The 15,580-nt window shown below is 72.2% G+C and carries 13 protein-coding genes and 2 tRNA genes; 4 read left to right on the forward strand and 11 right to left on the reverse strand.

From position 1 onward, the window contains the following. Nucleotides 1-158 precede the first annotated feature (158 nt). Complete coding sequence (locus tag AC0682_RS26925) at nt 159-749, forward strand: lytic polysaccharide monooxygenase auxiliary activity family 9 protein (RefSeq protein ID WP_478535656.1); 591 nt, start codon at nt 159-161, stop codon at nt 747-749. A 179-nt stretch (nt 750-928) separates the two neighbouring features. Here the strand turns inward: AC0682_RS26925 and AC0682_RS26930 are convergent. From AC0682_RS26930 to AC0682_RS26960, 7 genes are all read right to left on the reverse strand, one after another. Then, nucleotides 929-1,002: transfer RNA gene (locus AC0682_RS26930), tRNA-Lys, on the reverse strand. 95 nt (nt 1,003-1,097) lie between these two features. Beyond that, on the reverse strand, nt 1,098-1,856 hold the full coding sequence (locus AC0682_RS26935; RefSeq protein ID WP_478535658.1) for an IclR family transcriptional regulator: 759 nt from the start codon (nt 1,854-1,856) through the stop codon (nt 1,098-1,100). A 167-nt stretch (nt 1,857-2,023) separates the two neighbouring features. Further along, nucleotides 2,024-2,881, reverse strand: coding sequence for an ectoine/hydroxyectoine ABC transporter ATP-binding protein EhuA (ehuA, locus tag AC0682_RS26940; protein WP_478535660.1), 858 nt, complete (start codon nt 2,879-2,881; stop codon nt 2,024-2,026). Further along, a complete protein-coding gene (gene ehuD / locus AC0682_RS26945) occupies nt 2,871-3,512 on the reverse strand; it encodes an ectoine/hydroxyectoine ABC transporter permease subunit EhuD (RefSeq protein WP_478535662.1) in 642 nt (213 codons plus the stop codon). The genes ehuA and ehuD overlap by 11 nt, the downstream gene beginning before the upstream one ends. Beyond that, nucleotides 3,509-4,240: an ectoine/hydroxyectoine ABC transporter permease subunit EhuC gene (gene ehuC, locus AC0682_RS26950; RefSeq protein WP_478535664.1), complete on the reverse strand. Its 732-nt coding sequence runs from the start codon at nt 4,238-4,240 to the stop codon at nt 3,509-3,511. The genes ehuD and ehuC overlap by 4 nt, the downstream gene beginning before the upstream one ends. Nucleotides 4,241-4,262: 22 nt before the next feature. Then, nucleotides 4,263-5,165, reverse strand: coding sequence for an ectoine/hydroxyectoine ABC transporter substrate-binding protein EhuB (gene ehuB / locus AC0682_RS26955; protein WP_478535666.1), 903 nt, complete (start codon nt 5,163-5,165; stop codon nt 4,263-4,265). Between the two features lie 147 nt (nt 5,166-5,312). Further along, nucleotides 5,313-6,308, reverse strand: a complete 996-nt coding sequence (locus tag AC0682_RS26960; protein ID WP_478535668.1) for a D-2-hydroxyacid dehydrogenase — start codon at nt 6,306-6,308, stop codon at nt 5,313-5,315. Between the two features lie 352 nt (nt 6,309-6,660). Here AC0682_RS26960 and AC0682_RS26965 point away from each other — a divergent pair, with 352 nt between their 5' ends. Continuing rightward, nucleotides 6,661-7,425 (forward strand): maleate cis-trans isomerase family protein, encoded by a 765-nt coding sequence (locus tag AC0682_RS26965; RefSeq protein WP_478535669.1) that lies wholly within the window; start codon nt 6,661-6,663, stop codon nt 7,423-7,425. 149 nt (nt 7,426-7,574) lie between these two features. Further along, complete coding sequence (locus AC0682_RS26970) at nt 7,575-8,717, forward strand: LLM class flavin-dependent oxidoreductase (RefSeq protein ID WP_478535671.1); 1,143 nt, start codon at nt 7,575-7,577, stop codon at nt 8,715-8,717. Here AC0682_RS26970 and AC0682_RS26975 read toward each other — a convergent pair. Further along, complete coding sequence (locus AC0682_RS26975) at nt 8,693-10,780, reverse strand: putative bifunctional diguanylate cyclase/phosphodiesterase (protein ID WP_478535673.1); 2,088 nt, start codon at nt 10,778-10,780, stop codon at nt 8,693-8,695. The genes AC0682_RS26970 and AC0682_RS26975 overlap by 25 nt on opposite strands. A 350-nt stretch (nt 10,781-11,130) precedes the next feature. On the opposite strand from AC0682_RS26975, the gene AC0682_RS26980 reads away from it, so the two are divergent. Further along, nucleotides 11,131-12,426, forward strand: coding sequence for a M6 family metalloprotease domain-containing protein (locus tag AC0682_RS26980; RefSeq protein WP_478535675.1), 1,296 nt, complete (start codon nt 11,131-11,133; stop codon nt 12,424-12,426). Nucleotides 12,427-12,507: 81 nt separating this feature from the next. Here the strand turns inward: AC0682_RS26980 and AC0682_RS26985 are convergent. From AC0682_RS26985 to AC0682_RS26995, 3 genes are all read right to left on the reverse strand, one after another. Next, nucleotides 12,508-12,581 (reverse strand) — tRNA-Lys (locus AC0682_RS26985). Further along, nucleotides 12,572-13,279, reverse strand: a complete 708-nt coding sequence (locus AC0682_RS26990) for a hypothetical protein (protein ID WP_254812490.1) — start codon at nt 13,277-13,279, stop codon at nt 12,572-12,574. The genes AC0682_RS26985 and AC0682_RS26990 overlap by 10 nt, the downstream gene beginning before the upstream one ends. A 291-nt stretch (nt 13,280-13,570) precedes the next feature. After that, nucleotides 13,571-15,115, reverse strand: coding sequence for an LAETG motif-containing sortase-dependent surface protein (locus tag AC0682_RS26995; protein WP_478535678.1), 1,545 nt, complete (start codon nt 15,113-15,115; stop codon nt 13,571-13,573). Nucleotides 15,116-15,580: the final 465 nt, after the last annotated feature.

Raw genomic sequence — 15,580 nt, forward strand, 5'->3', positions numbered from 1 at the left:
TGCCCCGGAATCCGATGCTTATTGGTCTGGACATGTTCATGAAGCGTCAATAATCTAAGACTTGGTCTAGACCGCAGCACTCACCCACCACGCACCAAGCGCGCAGCATGTCGAGCAATGCTCAGGAACCTCCCCCACGTTCTAGAGGAGCGACAGCAATGCGGAAAAAGGCAAGCGCGGCCGTGATCGGCCTGGCGATAGCGGGAGTCTCCGTCCTCGCGACCACCAGCGCCAGCAGCCACGGCTACACGGACTCCCCCATCAGCCGCCAGAAACTGTGTGCCAACGGCACGGTCACCGGCTGCGGCAACATCCAGTGGGAGCCGCAGAGCGTCGAGGGCCCCAAGGGCTTCCCGGCGTCGGGACCCGCCGACGGCAGGATCTGCTCCGGCGGCAACGGGCAGTTCGCCCAGCTGGACGACCCGCGCGGCGGCAACTGGCCCGCCACCCAGGTCACCGGCGGCCAGGGCTACAGCTTCCGCTGGCAGTTCACGGCCCGGCACCGTACCAGCGACTTCCGCTACTACATCACCAAGAACGGCTGGGACTCCACCAAGCCGCTCACCCGGGCCGCGCTGGAGTCGCAGCCCTTCATGACCGTGCCGTACGGGAGCCAGCAGCCGCCGGCCACCCTGACCCACCAGGGCACGATCCCCACCCAGAAGAGCGGCAAGCACATCATCCTGGCGGTCTGGAACGTCGCGGACACCGCCAACGCGTTCTACGCGTGCTCGGACGTCAAGTTCTGAAGCGCGGCAGGTAGCCCGTAGCCCGCTACGGCGCACCTGACAGCCCACCCTGCATTTCCGCTGTGGCTCGACGCGGCGGCCCTGAGCCGGGGCCGCCGTTGCGGTGGGCGGCTGCTGAACCGGGCCGGAAGCAGCACTGTGGGCGGTCTCCGCGAGGGAGACCGCCCACAGGCGTGTCGTGCGCCGTCAGGGACTCGAACCCCGGACCCGCTGATTAAGAGTCAGCTGCTCTAACCAACTGAGCTAACGGCGCCTGCTGACTCGAAAATAATACCTGGTCCGGAGGGGTGCTGATGACACCCCTGGCCCGAGGCCCTCCGGAGCCCCGTCGTCCCGGCCCCGTGCGCCCTACAGCGCCAGCGAGAGCAGTACCGGGGCCGCGCGCCGGTTGAGGGTGTCGGCCGCCTCGCGGAGCCGGTGGGCGTCCTCGATCGGGAGGGAGAGGGCGAGGCAGCCGGCGGTGGCCCCGGCCGTCAGCGGGACCGCCGCGCAGACGGTGCCCACCGCGTACTCCTGGAGATCGAGCACCGGGACCGTGGCGGGCTGCGCCTCCAGCTTGGCCAGAAGCACCTTCTCGCTGGTGATCGTCCGCGAGGTGAGCCGGGCGATCCGGTGCCGGGAGAGGTGGTCGCGCCGCCCGGCGTGGTCGAGCTGGCCCAGCAGGCACTTGCCGACCGCGCTGGCGTGCGCGGAGGAGCGGAAGTCCACCCACTCGTTGACCGCCGGGGTGAGCGGCCCGTCGGAGACCCGGACGACGCTGACCTCGCCGTCCACGTACCGGCTGAGGTAGACGGCGGCGCCGACCGAGTCGCGCAGCTGGTCCAGGGCGTGCTGGAGCCGCCCCTCCAGGGCCTGGCGGCGGGCCGCGCCGGAGCCGAGGAGCAGCAGGGAGGCCCCTATGACGTACGCGCCGTCGCCGACCTGCTCGACATAGCCCTCGCGGCGCAGCGTCAGGAGCAGGGGAGCGAGATGCCCGGGCGGCAGCCCCGTCTCGCGGGAGATCTGGGCATCGGCCACACCGCTGCCGTGCCGGGAGACCGACTCCAGCACGCGCAGGGCGTACTGCACCGAGTGGAACGGTGCGGTCGGCTCGGGCTTCAACGCCACGGTGTCCCCCTAAAAGGTTGTGACCGCAAGCTTCCGCCCCACGATAGCCGCCGGGCCCCGGTTTCGGGGCGGTAGTTGACAGGCCAGTAGGGGCGCCCCGGCCCTGCCAACTGGGGCGCACCCGCACGGCATATGCCAGAGGCATGGGCGGCGACTCAAGCGCGAGGTCACAGCACCGCGTTGAGGAACTCGCGCGTACGTTCGTGCGACGGGTCGGAGAAGATTTTCTCCGGGGTCCCGGCCTCCACGACCCGGCCCGCGTCGAACATCAGTACCTTCTCCGAGACGTCCCGGGCGAAGTTCATCTCGTGGGTCACGCAGAGCATGGTGATGTCGGTGTTCCGGGCGATGTCGCCGAGCAGCTCCAGCACCCCGGCCACCAGTTCCGGGTCGAGCGCGGAGGTCACCTCGTCCAGCAGCAGGATCTCCGGCTCCATCGCCAGCGCCCGGGCGATCGCCACCCGCTGCTGCTGGCCGCCGGAGAGCTGGGAGGGGTGCGCGTCGACCTTGCCGGAGAGTCCCACCAGCTCCAGCAGCTCCCGGGCGCGGGCCTCCGCCTCCTCGCGCTCCTTGCCGAGGACGCTCACCGGGGCCTCGGTGATGTTCTGGAGCACCTTCATGTTGGGGAAGAGGTTGAACTGCTGGAAGACCATCCCGATCTTCTTCCGGGACTCCCGCAACTGCTTCTCGCCGGCCGGCTTCAGCGCCCCGCCCGGGGTGCGGACATGGGAGAGCGGGGAGCCGTTGACCCAGATCACCCCGTCGCTGACCTTCTCCAGCGTCATCAGCAGCCGCAGGATCGTGGTCTTGCCCGAGCCGCTGGGCCCGATAAGAGTGACGTGCTCGCCGCGCTCGACGGTGAAGTCCAGCTCGTCCAGGACCACATGGTCGCCGTAGCGCTTGACCACCTTGTCGAAGCGGACCAGCGGCCCGTCCGTGCTCCCGGTCGCCGGGGCCGCGTCCCGGGGGGCTGCCACCGGCCCCGAGGGCTCCGTCTTCTTCAGGGGGAGGGGTTCAGTGGCCAAGGCGCTTCTCCAGCTTTCTCATCAGCAGCGACGTGGGGTAGCTCGCGACCAGGAAGATCAGGCCGGCGAGGGTGAAGACCTCGGTGTACGCGAAGTGGTCGGCCCCGTACTTCCGGGCCTCGAAGACCATCTCCTGCACGGTGATCACGGCCAGGAACGGGGTCTCCTTGAACATCGAGATCGCGTAGTTCCCGAGGGCCGGGAGCACGTTGCGCACCGCCTGCGGCAGGATCACCGCCTGCCAGGTGCGCCGGGGCGACAGCGACAGCGCGCGGCACGCCTCCCACTGCCCCTTCGGTACGCCGTCGATCCCGGCCCGGTAGACCTCGGAGGTGTACGCGGCGTAGTGCACGCCGAGCACCGCGATCCCGATGTACAGCGGCTCCACCGAGCTGAACAGGGCAGCCGCTCCGACCAGTTGGACCAGGAGCGGGGTGGAGCGGACGAACTCTGTGACCGCTCGGACGGGGAGCGTCACGAACCGGCTGGGCGCGCGTCCGGCCACCGCGACCGCCAGCCCCAGTACGGCCGCCACCAGGGTGCCGAGCACGGTGGCGAGCAGGGTGACCCGGAACCCCTCCAGCAGCAGGGGCAGGGACTCGCCGAGGGCGGTCCAGTCGAATCCGTTCACCGGGCACCTCCCACCGTCGCCGTCGACGCGCTGCGGCTCCTGAACAGGCTGGTGGCCCCCGCCTCCAGGCCGAGCCGCCGTTTGGCGCTCCGCTCCAGCAGGTTCATCAGCATCGTCAGCGCGTAGGCCAGCACGAAGTAGGCGGCCAGCAGGGTCAGATAGGCGGTGAGGGTCTCACCGGTGCGGTCGCGCAGCGTCTGGATCACCGTCATCAGGTCGGCGGCCGAGATCAGCCACAGCAGCGGGGTCGCCTTCAGCAGCTGGATCAGCAGATTGGTGAAGCTCGGGATCATCTGCACCCAGGCCTGCGGCAGGATCACCTTCCACAGCCGTCTGGAGGGGCTGAGGTTGAGCGCGATCGCCGCCTCGTACTGCGCGCGCGGAACCGAGTTGACGGCACCGCGCACCACTTCGGCGCCGTATGCGCCGAAGTTGAGGCCGAAGGCGACCACCCCGCAGATCACGGGGGTGAGTTCGTAGCCGGTCAGCAGCGGCATCGCGTAGTAGAGCCAGAACAGCTGGATGTAGAGGGAGGTGCCCCGGAAGAACTCCACGACCACCCGGGAGGCCCCGCGGACCAGCAGCAGCCGGCTGCCCGCGGCCAGCCCGAGCGCGAAGGCCAGCACCAGGGCCAGCAGCGCGCCCAGGACGGTGGCCTGGAGCGTCACCCACAACCCGGAGCGGACCTGGGGGAACTCCTCGACGAGAAGGGAGAAGAAGTCACTCATGCGTGCGCACCCGCCCGCCCCGTCAGCCCCTGCACAGGTCCGCCGTCCGCAGGTCGGCGGGCGGGATCTCCGTCTCGCCGAACCCGTACGGCTCCAGCAGCCGCACATAGCGCGAACGGTCCGAGACGATCTTCTTCAGCTCGCGGTTGAAGGAGTCCCGCAGATCCTCGTTGCCCTTGCGGAAGACCGCCCCGCCGGGCGAGAACTGCTCCTTGCCGTCCAGCTTCGGCACGAACGCCTCGGTGACCTCCGTGTCCGGATTGGTCTTCGCCAGCCAGCGCAGCGAGATCCCGGTGAGCAGGAACGCGTCGACCCGTCCGCCCTTGACCGCGTCCGCCCCGTCCTGCGGCTTCTGCAAGGTCTTGATCTTCCCCTCGGGGATGCCCGCCCCCTTGGCGTAACTTCCTTCAACCGCACCGGACATGACGCCGACGGTGATCCCGGCCTCCTTGGCGGAGGCCAGGTCGGTGATGTTCTTCGGGTTGCCCTTCCGGACCATCAGTGCGGTCGGGGAGATGAACTCCGGCTCGGAGAAGATCGCGTTGCCGCAGCGCTCAGGGGTGATCGCCATCCCCGCGCTGACCACGTCGTACTTCCCCGCCTGGAGACCCGGGATCAGCCCGTCCCACTCGGAGAGCGTCGGCTTCAGCTCGTCGACGCCCAGCGCCTTGAAGATCTCCCGGTGCAGCGTGGGCGCCTCGCCCTTCAGCTCCTTGCCCTCCATGTACCCGTACGGTGCCTCGTTGGCGTACGCCACCCGGACGAACCCCTGCTCCCGCAGCTTGTCGAGCGCGCCCGCGCCGGTGGCGGCCCCCGAGTCGGCCTTGCTGCACGCGGTCAGGAGGCCGGGAACGACCAGCAGGCCACCCACGGCCGCCGATCGATTGAGGAAGCTCCGGCGGGAAAGGTGAGGAAAGTCAGCCATGGTTCGCGGTCTCCTGGAGGTCGAACAGTCCGGACAGGGTGAGCGCCTGCCCGATCCCCCGCGTCTATGCAGGAAGCCGGGGCCTGTAACCGAACAGTGGCCGGAGGGAGATCTTCCCGTGGCCTGGTGAGGGGGTCGGCGGAGGGCTCAGTCCGGGGAAGTGCCCTCCGTGGCGACGGAGTTGTCGGTGGAAAGGTCCTCGGACGGGATGTGGCCCCGCTCCTTGTCCACCACATGGGGCAACGGATCACCATTTACCCATAGTTCGTACATTTCCACGAACTGCTCGGCCAGCCGGTCCCGCCAGCCGACCGTGTCCCCGCTCTGATGCGGCGAGATCAGCAGACCCGGCACCTCCCACAACGGGCTCTCCTCGCCCAGGGGTTCGTCCGAGAAGACGTCGAGCGCGGCCCCCGCCAGCCAGCGGCGGTCGAGGGCGTCCACCAGGTCCGCCTCCACGACGGTCGCCCCGCGGCCCACGTTGATGAAATGGGCCGAGGGCTGGAGCAGGCCGAAGAAGCGGGTGTCGAACATGCCGTACGTGGCCGGGGTCAGCGGCACCGCGGAGATCACCCAGTCCGCGCGGGCCGCCAGCGGGCCCAGGTCCCCGACCCCGTGGATGGTGCGCCGGGCGGTCCGGCCCACCAGCGCCACCTGGACGTCCAGGCCGTGCAGCAGCCGGGTGATCTCGCGGCCGACGGGGCCCGCCCCGACGACCACCGCCCGCGAACCGGCCACCTGCCGGCCCTCCCGGTGGTGCCAGCGCCGCTCCCGCTGGAGGGCGAGGGTGGCGGGCAGGCCCTTGGCGAAGGCCAGCACCAACCCGGCCACGTACTCCGCGATCGGCCGCTCGAAGACGCCCCGCGCGTGGGTCACCACGGTGCCGGAGGCCACCAGCTCCGGGCAGAGCAGCCGGTCCACCCCCGCGCTCGCCGTGTGCACCCAGCCCGGCCGTGCCCCCGGACCGGGCCACGCCTCCCGTACGGCGTCGGAGGCGAAGTCCCACACCAGCAGCACATCGGCCTGTGGCAGCCGGGCGGCGAGATCCGCCGCACCGGTGCGCACGACGCGGGCCCGGCCGGTCAGACGGCCGAGGCGCGGGGGCGGGTCGGCATCGAGGACGAGAACGACGGGTACCGGCATCGGTGGCTCATCACTCCGCAACATCGCAGGTCGCCGTGGGTGCAGGCGTGATCATGGTCTCCGCGCCCTCCACGCTCGCAGCAGCCCCGGCCCCCGTCAACACGGCTCGCTGTCCGGGTCCCGGCCGCGCCCGCCGTCCATGCCCCTCGCCGGTCTCCCGCCCGCGCCCGCTGCCGGTCTTCCGGAGGTGTCCCGCCCGCGCCCGCTGCCGGTTCCCCGGAGGTGTCCCGCCCCTGCCCGCCTGCGTGTCGTCCACCCTCCGCCGCGGGGCCGGCCGGGGAATACTTGATGGAGGGAGGGGCACCAGTGGTTTTCCGCGCCCGATGCGAAGACGCGCGAAGGAAGGGTGACCATGACCGCCGTAGGACTGCTCTACCCGGGCCACGCCGCCGAGGACGACTTCCCGCGGATCGAGATCACGCTCGACACGGACATCCGGCTGCCGCTGTTCTCCACCGAGGCCGACGAGAACACCTTCCGGCCCGGGGCCCTGCTGGAGGCCGGGGCCCCCGACCGGCTCTCCGAAGGCGTCGAGGAGCTGCGTCTGGCGGGTGCGGAGGCGATCGTCCAGGCGAGCCCCGCGGGCAGCTTCGTCTACGGCTGGGCGGGCGCCCACAACCAGATCGCCACCCTCGCCCGGAGCGCGGGCCTGCCCGCCTCCAGCACCGCCTTCGGCTTCGTCCACGCCGTGCGGGAGCTGGGCGCCGACCGGGTCGCGGTCGCCGCCGCCTGGCCCGAGGACGTCACCGCCCTCTTCGTGGAGTTCCTGGTGGCCGCCGGGACCGACGCGGTGGTCACCCACAGCGCGGGCGTCGCCACGGCCGCCGAGATCGCCGGGTGGGAGGCCGGGCGGGTCAAGGAGCTGGCGCTCGCGGCCGACCACCCGGACGCCGAGGTGCTGCTGCTCCCGGACGCGGCCCTGCACACGGCCGCGTACATCCCGGAGCTGGAGGAGGCGGTCGGGAAGCCGGTCCTCACGGCGAACCAGGTGACGGTCTGGGAAGGCCTGCGGCTGACCGACCGCCGGATCTGGGCCCCGACGCTCGGCACCCTCTTCGCCGCCCGCCGGCCGGCACCGGGTGCGGCGGAGCCGAAGGGGATCGAGGTGCGGGAGTAGGCCCCGGCTCCCGCACCCGACGCCCGGCGCCCCTCCCGGGGGCAGCCCCGGAGGGTGGCTCCGGAATAAGCGGAGCCATCCTCCTGTTGTACGCCTCCGTTACGCGGACGCGGGACGAGCAGCAGCACCACCGGGAGAGGGCCGAAGACGTGAACGACATCCAGGGCGGCGACGGGACGGGCGAGCCGGGCACCGGCCGGACGGACGGCGACGGAATCCGGGGTGCGGCGGCGGGCACCGCCCCCGTGCCGCTCTCCGTGCTCGACCTGGTGACCGTCGGGCAGGGCCGCACCGCGACCCAGGCCCTGCGCACCGGCGTGGAGACAGCGAAGCTCGCCGAGAGCCGCGGCTTCCACCGCTACTGGGTGGCCGAGCACCACTCCATGCCCGGGGTCGCCTCGTCCTCCCCGGCCGTGATCCTCGCGCACACCGCCGCCCACACCGAGCGCATCCGCCTCGGCTCCGGCGGTGTCATGCTGCCCAACCACGCCCCCCTGGTGATCGCGGAGCAGTTCGGCACGCTGGAGGCGATGGCTCCGGGCCGCGTCGACCTGGGCCTCGGCCGGGCCCCCGGCACCGACGGCGCGACGGCCGCCGCCCTGCGCCGCAGCGACCGGCTCGGCGAGGGCGCCGACGATTTCCCGCAGCAGCTCAGCGAGCTGATCCGGTTCCTGGACGACGACTTCCCCGACGGGCACCCGTACGCACGCATCCACGCCGTGCCCGGCCCGGTCCAGGCGACCGCCCCCGGCGGGGTGCAGTCCGCACACCGGCCGCCGGTCTGGCTGCTCGGCTCCTCCGGCTTCAGCGCCCGGCTGGCGGGCACGCTCGGGCTGCCGTTCGCCTTCGCCCACCACTTCTCGGCGCGGAACACGATCCCGGCGCTGGACCTGTACCGCAGCTCCTTCCGGCCCTCGGCCGTGCTGGATGCCCCGTACGCCCTGATCGGCGTCTCCGCGCTGGCCGCCGACGAGGAGGCCGAGGCCCGCCGCCAGGTGCTGACCGGCGCTCTGTCCATGGTCCGGCTGCGCACCGGGCGGCCCGGGCTGATCCCCAGCCCGGAGGAGGCGGCCGCGTACGACTTCTCCCCGATGGAGCGGGAATTCGTCGACGGCTGGCTCGCCGACGTCGTCCACGGCACCGCCGACGAGGTCCGCACCGGCCTGGACGACCTGGCCGGGCGGACCGGCGCCGACGAGCTGATGATCACCGCCAACGCGCACGGCGGCGAAGCGCGGCTGCGCAGCTACGAGCTGATCGCGGACGCCTACGGTCTGCCGCGCGTGGGCTGAGGCCCGGGGCCGGTCACGTACGGACCGGCCGCTGCCCGGGCAGGGCCGGTCCCGGGCGCCTCGGGGTCGGCCCCGGGCCGCCCTGTGATCAGCGCCGCGATCAGCTCCGGTGCCACCGCCCGCGAGTACAGCCACCCCTGCCCGGTGTCGCAGCCGATCCGGCGCAGCCGCTCCGCCTGCCCGGCCGTCTCCACGCACTCCGCGGTGACGGTCAGGCCCAGGCGGTGGGCCAGCTGCACCATCGCCTCCACGATCGTCTCGTCGGCCGGGCTCGGATGCGTACCGTCCTCGTACCGGAAGCCCTTCACGAACGCCCCGTCCAGCTTCAGCACGGAGACGGGCAGGCGGCTGAGGTAGGCGAGGTTGGAGTAGCCGGTCCCGAAGTCGTCGATCGCGATCCTCACGCCCATGTCGCTCAGGGCCTGGAGAGCTCTCAGCGGGCGGCCGCCCGAGCCCATCACCGCCGACTCGGTCAGCTCCAGCTGGAGCAGCCCCGGATCCAGGCCGGTCTCGTTGAGGATCTGCGCCACGTCCGCCACGAGGTCGGAGTCCCAGACCTGGCGTACGGCGACATTGACGCTGATGAAGAGCGCGGGCTCGTCCGGGTGGTCCAGCTGCCAGCGGCGCGCCTGGCGGCAGGCGGTGCGCAGGATCCACTGGCCGAGCTGGACGATCGAGCCGTCCTCCTCGGCGATCCCGACGAACCGATTCGGCGAGAGCACGCCGAACTGGGGATGGTTCCAGCGCACCAGCGCCTCCACCCCGCGCACCACCCCGTCCGCCATCCCGACGAGCGGCTGGTACTCCAGCGTGAACTCGCCGCGCTCCACGGCGGGCCGGAGCGTGGAGGCGAGGGCCTGGCGGGTCATGCGGTGGGCGTTGCGCTCGGGGTCGAAGAGGGTCCAGCGGGCCCGGCCGTCGGCCTTCGCCCAGTACAGCGTGGTGTCGGCGGCCTGCATCAGGCCGGTGGGCGAGGTGCCCGCCACCGGCCGCTCCACCACCCCGATCGACGCGGAGACCGAGAGCCGCTGCCCGGCCAGGTCGAAGGGGCGCTGGAGGGCGGCCAGGACCGAGCGGGCCAGCTCGGTCAGCGCCTCCGTACCGCCGGAGTCCTCCACCAGGATCGCGAACTCGTCGCCGCCCATGCGCGCCACCAGCCGGCCGCCGCCCGGGTTGCGGCTCGCGTCGTTCTCGGCGCAGTCGTTGAGCCGCCCGGCCACGGCGGCCAGCAGCCGGTCCCCGATCCGGTGGCCCAGGGTGTCGTTGATGGCCTTGAAGCCGTCCAGGTCCAGGTAGCAGAGGCCGATCCGGCCGTGCCGGGGGAGCATCGAGTCGTCCTGGTACGGCGGGGTCTCCAGGGCCACCGAGAGCCGCTCGAAGAACAGGGTCCGGTTGGGCAGCCGGGTCACCGGGTCGTGCATCTGGAGATGGCGCAGCCGGTCCTGGAGCTCGCGCCGGTCGCTGATGTCCGCCACCGTCAGCAGGACCCGGGCGGGCTCGGCCGCCGACGTCCCCGTCATCGGTACGACGGTGACCTCGGCCCACAGGGTCCGCCCGTCGGGGTGTTTGAGGCGGCGGGTGCAGCGGAACCGGGAGCGGCGGCCCTGGAGCACCTCGCGGTAGGCGTGCCAGGTGCGGTCGTCGGAGGCCAGGTCGACCAGGTCGCAGGCCTGACGGTCGGCCAGCGCCCCGGCCGTGGTGCCGAGGAGGGAGCCGAGGGCGTCGTTGGCCCGGACGACATGGCCCCGGCCGTCCACGACGGCCATGGGGAGGGGGGCGGCGTTGAAGGCGGCCCGGTGGTCGCGCAGCTCGGCGGCGGCGGCGTCCGCCGCGCTCCCGGACGCCTGCGCCGATGTCTGCCCCGGCGGCTGCTCCGGTGTCCGCTCCGCTGTCTCCTCCGACGTCCGGGCCCGTGGCTGCTCCGGCGGGGGCGCGGGCCGGGCCGCGGGGTGCGCCGCGGGGTGCTCCGGGGGCCGTGCCGTATGACGCTCCGTGACCGTCGTGTCCACGGCGTCCGGGGATGTGCCTGCCGGGGCCCTGGGCCCTTCGGAGGTTCCGCTCACCGCTCGCTCCCGCTGTGAAGGTTGTCGTGAACAGGTGGGGTCGGACAGGGCACCGGGTGGTGAACCCGTGAAGGGGCCCGATCCACGCGGGAAAGCGTGGTGAAGCATAGAGGGTGGCGCGTCGGGCGTTCCAGCTCGCATCCGGCCACGGGTTGCGCGAACGGCTGGTCTGCGACGTTCCGCTTTGCCCGAACTCGATGGTTTCTGAGCGGTTCTGTTGTATCGAGTCGCCGATCCGATCGACGGTGACGTTCCGTGAAGGTCTGGGGTGGGGGCGCCTTCGGGTGCCGCCCCTGAGGCGCGTGTGACCTCTGTGACCCGTGTGGGGCAGCACAACAGGGCGCACCGCCATGAACCGGAACAGGGTGGACGGGACGTACCGCGTTCCCCACCCGGAGGTCGATGTGCAGCGTGAGCCCGGACCCGGGGGAGCGGGGCGGCCGAGTGTGCGCAGTCTTGCGGCCGCCCTCACCTCCCTTCTGGCGCTCGCCGCCACCTCGCTCGTCGCCGGTCCCGCCGCGGCCGCCGTACGCGACGCGGCCCCGTGCACACTCCCCAGGACCTCGGCCCACCACTCGCTGGGCCTGGACAGCTGGAACGGGGCCTACCCCCGCCCCGACCGCGGCCTCGACGCGGTGATGATCTTCCTCTCCTTCCCGGACTCCGAACCCCGGCTCACCCCCGAACTCCTCGCCGCCGACCACTTCCCCGCCACCACCCGCTTCTTCGAGCGCGCCAGCTACGGCCGTTTCACCCTCCGCCCGCACCCGCGGCGGAGCTGGACGCCGATGCCGCGCGCCTCCACCTGGTACGGCATAGAGCGCGACTGGGACGCCAGGAAGCGCACCGCCTACCTCCGCGACGCGATCGCCGCCGCCGACGGACACGTCGACTTCTCGGCGTACGACATCGTCTACCTGGTGGCGGACCCGGACGCCCCGGGCGTGGACTCCGACGCCACGAAGGTCGTCAACTTCGAGCGGCCGCTGCGCGCCGACGGAACGGACATCCGGCGCGTGGTCACCGTCTTCGAACAGCACCCGCCCGACCGCAACGTCCTCGCCCATGAGACCGGGCACGTCTTCGACCTGGCCGACCTCTACCACCGCCCCGCCGACGGCAAGGGCGACTGGGACACCCACGTGGGCGACTGGGACGTCATGGGCAGCCAGTTCGGCCTGGCCCCCGACCTCTTCGGCTGGCACAAGTGGAAGCTGGGCTGGCTGGACGAGGCCCAGGTCGTCTGCGTCCAGGGCTCCGCCGACCTCACCCTGGAGCCGGTCGCCGCCGCGCCCGTGCCGGGCGGGTCCATCGGCACCCGGCTCGCCGTCGTGCGGACCGGCGAGGACAGCGTGCTCGCCATCGAGGCCCGCAGCGCCACCGGCAACGACGAGGGGACCTGCACCGAGGGCATCCTGATCTACAAGGTCCGCGCCGGTACGGCCTCCGGCGGCGGCCCGGTCGAGGTGGTGGACACCCATCCGGACACCGGCGCCTGCTGGGACCGCTCGGTCTACCCGCCGCTCGCGGACGCCCCGCTCGCGGAGGGCGAGACCTACACCGTGCCGGGGGAGCGCACCCGGGTGGAGGTCGCGGACCGCACGCCGTCCGGCTCCTGGACGGTCCGGGTCACCACCGGCGTCTGAGCCCGCCGCCCGTACGGGAACGCGAGCGCCTACGGGAACACGAAGAAGCCCCTCGCTCGCGCGAGGGGCTTCTTCCGTCGGTGCGCCGTCAGGGACTCGAACCCCGGACCCGCTGATTAAGAGTCAGCTGCTCTAACCAACTGAGCTAACGGCGCCTGCTGACGTCGTAGACATTAGCACCCTGATCCGCCCGAGGAAAAATCGAATGCCCGGACCCGTGGGAGGTCCGCCCCGAGCCGCGCGACTCCTGGTGGGACGCCGTGGCGCGGCTCACCCGCACACAGGCCCACAGCAGCACATCGGGTCCCGGCAGCCAGGGGGCCCGGGTGTCGGGTGCCACCAGCCAGCGCGGGCCCGAACCACCGGACGGGCAGGTCAGCGGCGGTACGGTGACGGCGTCGCCGGTGCCGTGGCAGAGCAGCGGGGGCACCTCGCCGCGCGGAGCGCCGCCGCCCGCGCCCCACTCCTCCCAGGCCAGCAGCGAGGGCAGCCGCTGGGCCGTGCCGGGGGAGGCGAAGAGCAGCATCCGCCCCCGGTGCACGGCGACCGGACCGGTGCCCGGGCCCTCGGCCCAGAGCCGCTCCAGCATCCGCCGCCCGAACAGCGCGGGCACGTTGACGACGTCGAACTGGGTGCCGCAGGGGAGTACCCCGGGCGAGGAGGGGCGCTCCTCCCACTGCGCGAGCGTGGAGCGCGGGTAGGCGGAGGCGCCCGCCAGCCAGGCGGCGCCCGCCGCGGTCACCTGGGCGGCCTGCACCCCCGCCTGGTCCCGCAGCAGGGCGAAGATGTCGACGGCGTGGGCCGCGGCTCCGCCGGCCTGCAGGGTCGTTTCGTCTTTCAGCCAAGCGCTCATGGAGAGAAGGTCTACCGGGAGTGACGGAGATGATTCCGAGAGTTGCCGGAAACCAGGACAGGGCGTGAGGGGAAGGAGTATCTTGCCCGCCCGGAATATGCCACCGGACCTGCCCGCCGGCCTGAGGCCGCCCGCCCCCTGCTCTGCCCGAGCGGGGCGCCGGGGGGAGCGGTCTGTTCCCGGCCCCGGGAGCCGCGGTGGGCCCCGGCGGGACCCTGCCGCGTACGCGGGGCCGCACGGCGACGGGCCCGGCACATGGGTGCCGGGCCCGTCCACCGAACTCTTTGCAGGCTACTGACCCGCGGCCTTCTTCCTGCGCAGCAGGAACAGCGCCGCACCGCCTGCGGCCACGAGGGCGACCGCCAGGCCGGCGATCATGGGCGTGGCACTGGAGCTGCCGGTCTCGGCGAGGTCGCCGCCGCCGGTGGTGCCGCCGGTCTTGTCACCGGTGGTGCCACCCGTGGTGTCGCCGGTCGTGCCGCCGGTGGTGTCGCCGGTCGTACCACCGGTCGTACCACCGGTCGTCTCTCCGGTGGTGCCGCCGTCGGTGTCACCGGGCGTGGGGGTCGGGGTGGTGGGAGGGGTCCCGCCGCTGCCACCGGTGCTCGGGGCAGGGGTGCCCTGGGTCTCGCAGTCCAGGACTCCCTGGAAACGCTCCGAGAAGCCGTCCGGGCCGGTGACGGTGAAGTCGTACGCCTCGTCCTCGCCGACCGGGACCGTCACGGTCTTGGTCTCGCCGGCGGCGACGGTGTGCTCGACGCCGGAGAGTTCGAAGGTGAAGGGGGCGTCGCCGTCGTTGCTGACCTTGACGTCGACGCCGCCCGCGGAGCAGTTCTTCTCAGCGGTGACCGAGGGGATGGCGCCCTTCGCGGCCCAGTTCACGGTCGCGTCCGCGGTGATCGTGGACTCGGTCGAGCCGGCCAGGATCTGGGTCTGGCTCTTGCTGGGGCTCGCGAACGCCCGGCCGACCGGGACCTGCGTGGTGGCCTTGGCCGTGAGCGAGGCGGTGCCGTCGGCCGTGCCCGCCGGCACGTCGAAGTACAGCTCGGTGCCGTCGTTGACCGAGGTGATGGGCTGGCCGTCCTTGTCGGTCACCTTGATCCCCGCCGCCGTGGCGTCGGAGTTGGCGGCCACGGAGACCTTGTCGGCATCGGTGTGCACCGTCACCGGGCCGATCTTGCTGCCCGACTTGCCGGAGACCGCGTTCGGGTCCAGCGTCAGGGAGGTCTTCGGCTCCTGGAGGTTCTGGGCCTGGGCCTCGAGCCAGTCCGCCAGCTTCTCGGCCTGCCCGTTCTTCGCCTCGACCTTCGCACCGTCCGAGAAGCGCCAGATGGCGACCTGCGTGCCGGCGGCAGCGGTCTTGGCGGTCAGCTTCCCGGCGCCCGACTTCTGGGCCAGCGCGTCCAGGTCACCGACCTGCGGGTAGGAGTTGCGGAGGATCCAGAGGATCTTCCCGGCGTCCTTGTTGCTGCCGAGCGAGGTCTGGCCCCAGGGGGTCTCCAGGTACTTCGCCTTGTTCTGGGTCGGGTTGTGGATGTCGATGCAGTACGTCTGCAGTCGGCCGCCACCCTCCACGGTCATCTCGAACAGGCCCGCGGAGATGTTCGTGGTCTTGCCGTTGCCGACGTCGAGCCGGGCGGTGTCATACGTCTTCAGACCGTCCAGCGTGGCCACCGCGCCACCCTGGTGGTGGACGTCGCGTCCGTCGGCCGCGGCGCTGCCGGCCCCGGCGAGGGAGCCCAGGACCAGAAGTCCGGCCGTGGCGACCGAGGTCGCTATGCGGCGACCGGTGGTTCCCCGCCCGGTCGCGGCGGGTGATGAGAAGTTTGCAAACACAGAAGTCCCCTCCGATGCGGCTCATCCTTGCAGGCGCGTCAGATGCGCCACACGAGATACGTGGGAGAGTCGCGAAACCAGTGCCAAGTGCCCTGCGAGCACGCGGAGATCCTATGGAGCGAGCGGCGCGCCGTGCTCCTCGGCGGCATGATTTGAGGGTTCTGAATCGGAATCGTTACCTCCGAAGGGGGTTGCCCCGGCCCCTTACGGCTGGGCTATGGAGCCGCGTCCGGAGGTGCCGAGGCCGCGGCGTTCCCACCACTTGCGCTCCGCGGCGACAGGCCGTGTCTCTCCAGGGGCAGGGAGTCACGGTTCCTGCCCTCGGTCCGGCGGCTGCCGCGGTCCCGTCAGGGCCTGCCGGGACGGGGTCGCGCGGGCCGGACATGCGCGGGAAGTGGAGCCCGTGCGGGAGGAGCTGAGGGGGCGTGGGGCGGCGGACCGGCAAGACACCCCGGCCCACCCCCG

Source organism: Streptomyces sp. NPDC043746, from assembly GCF_056436485.1.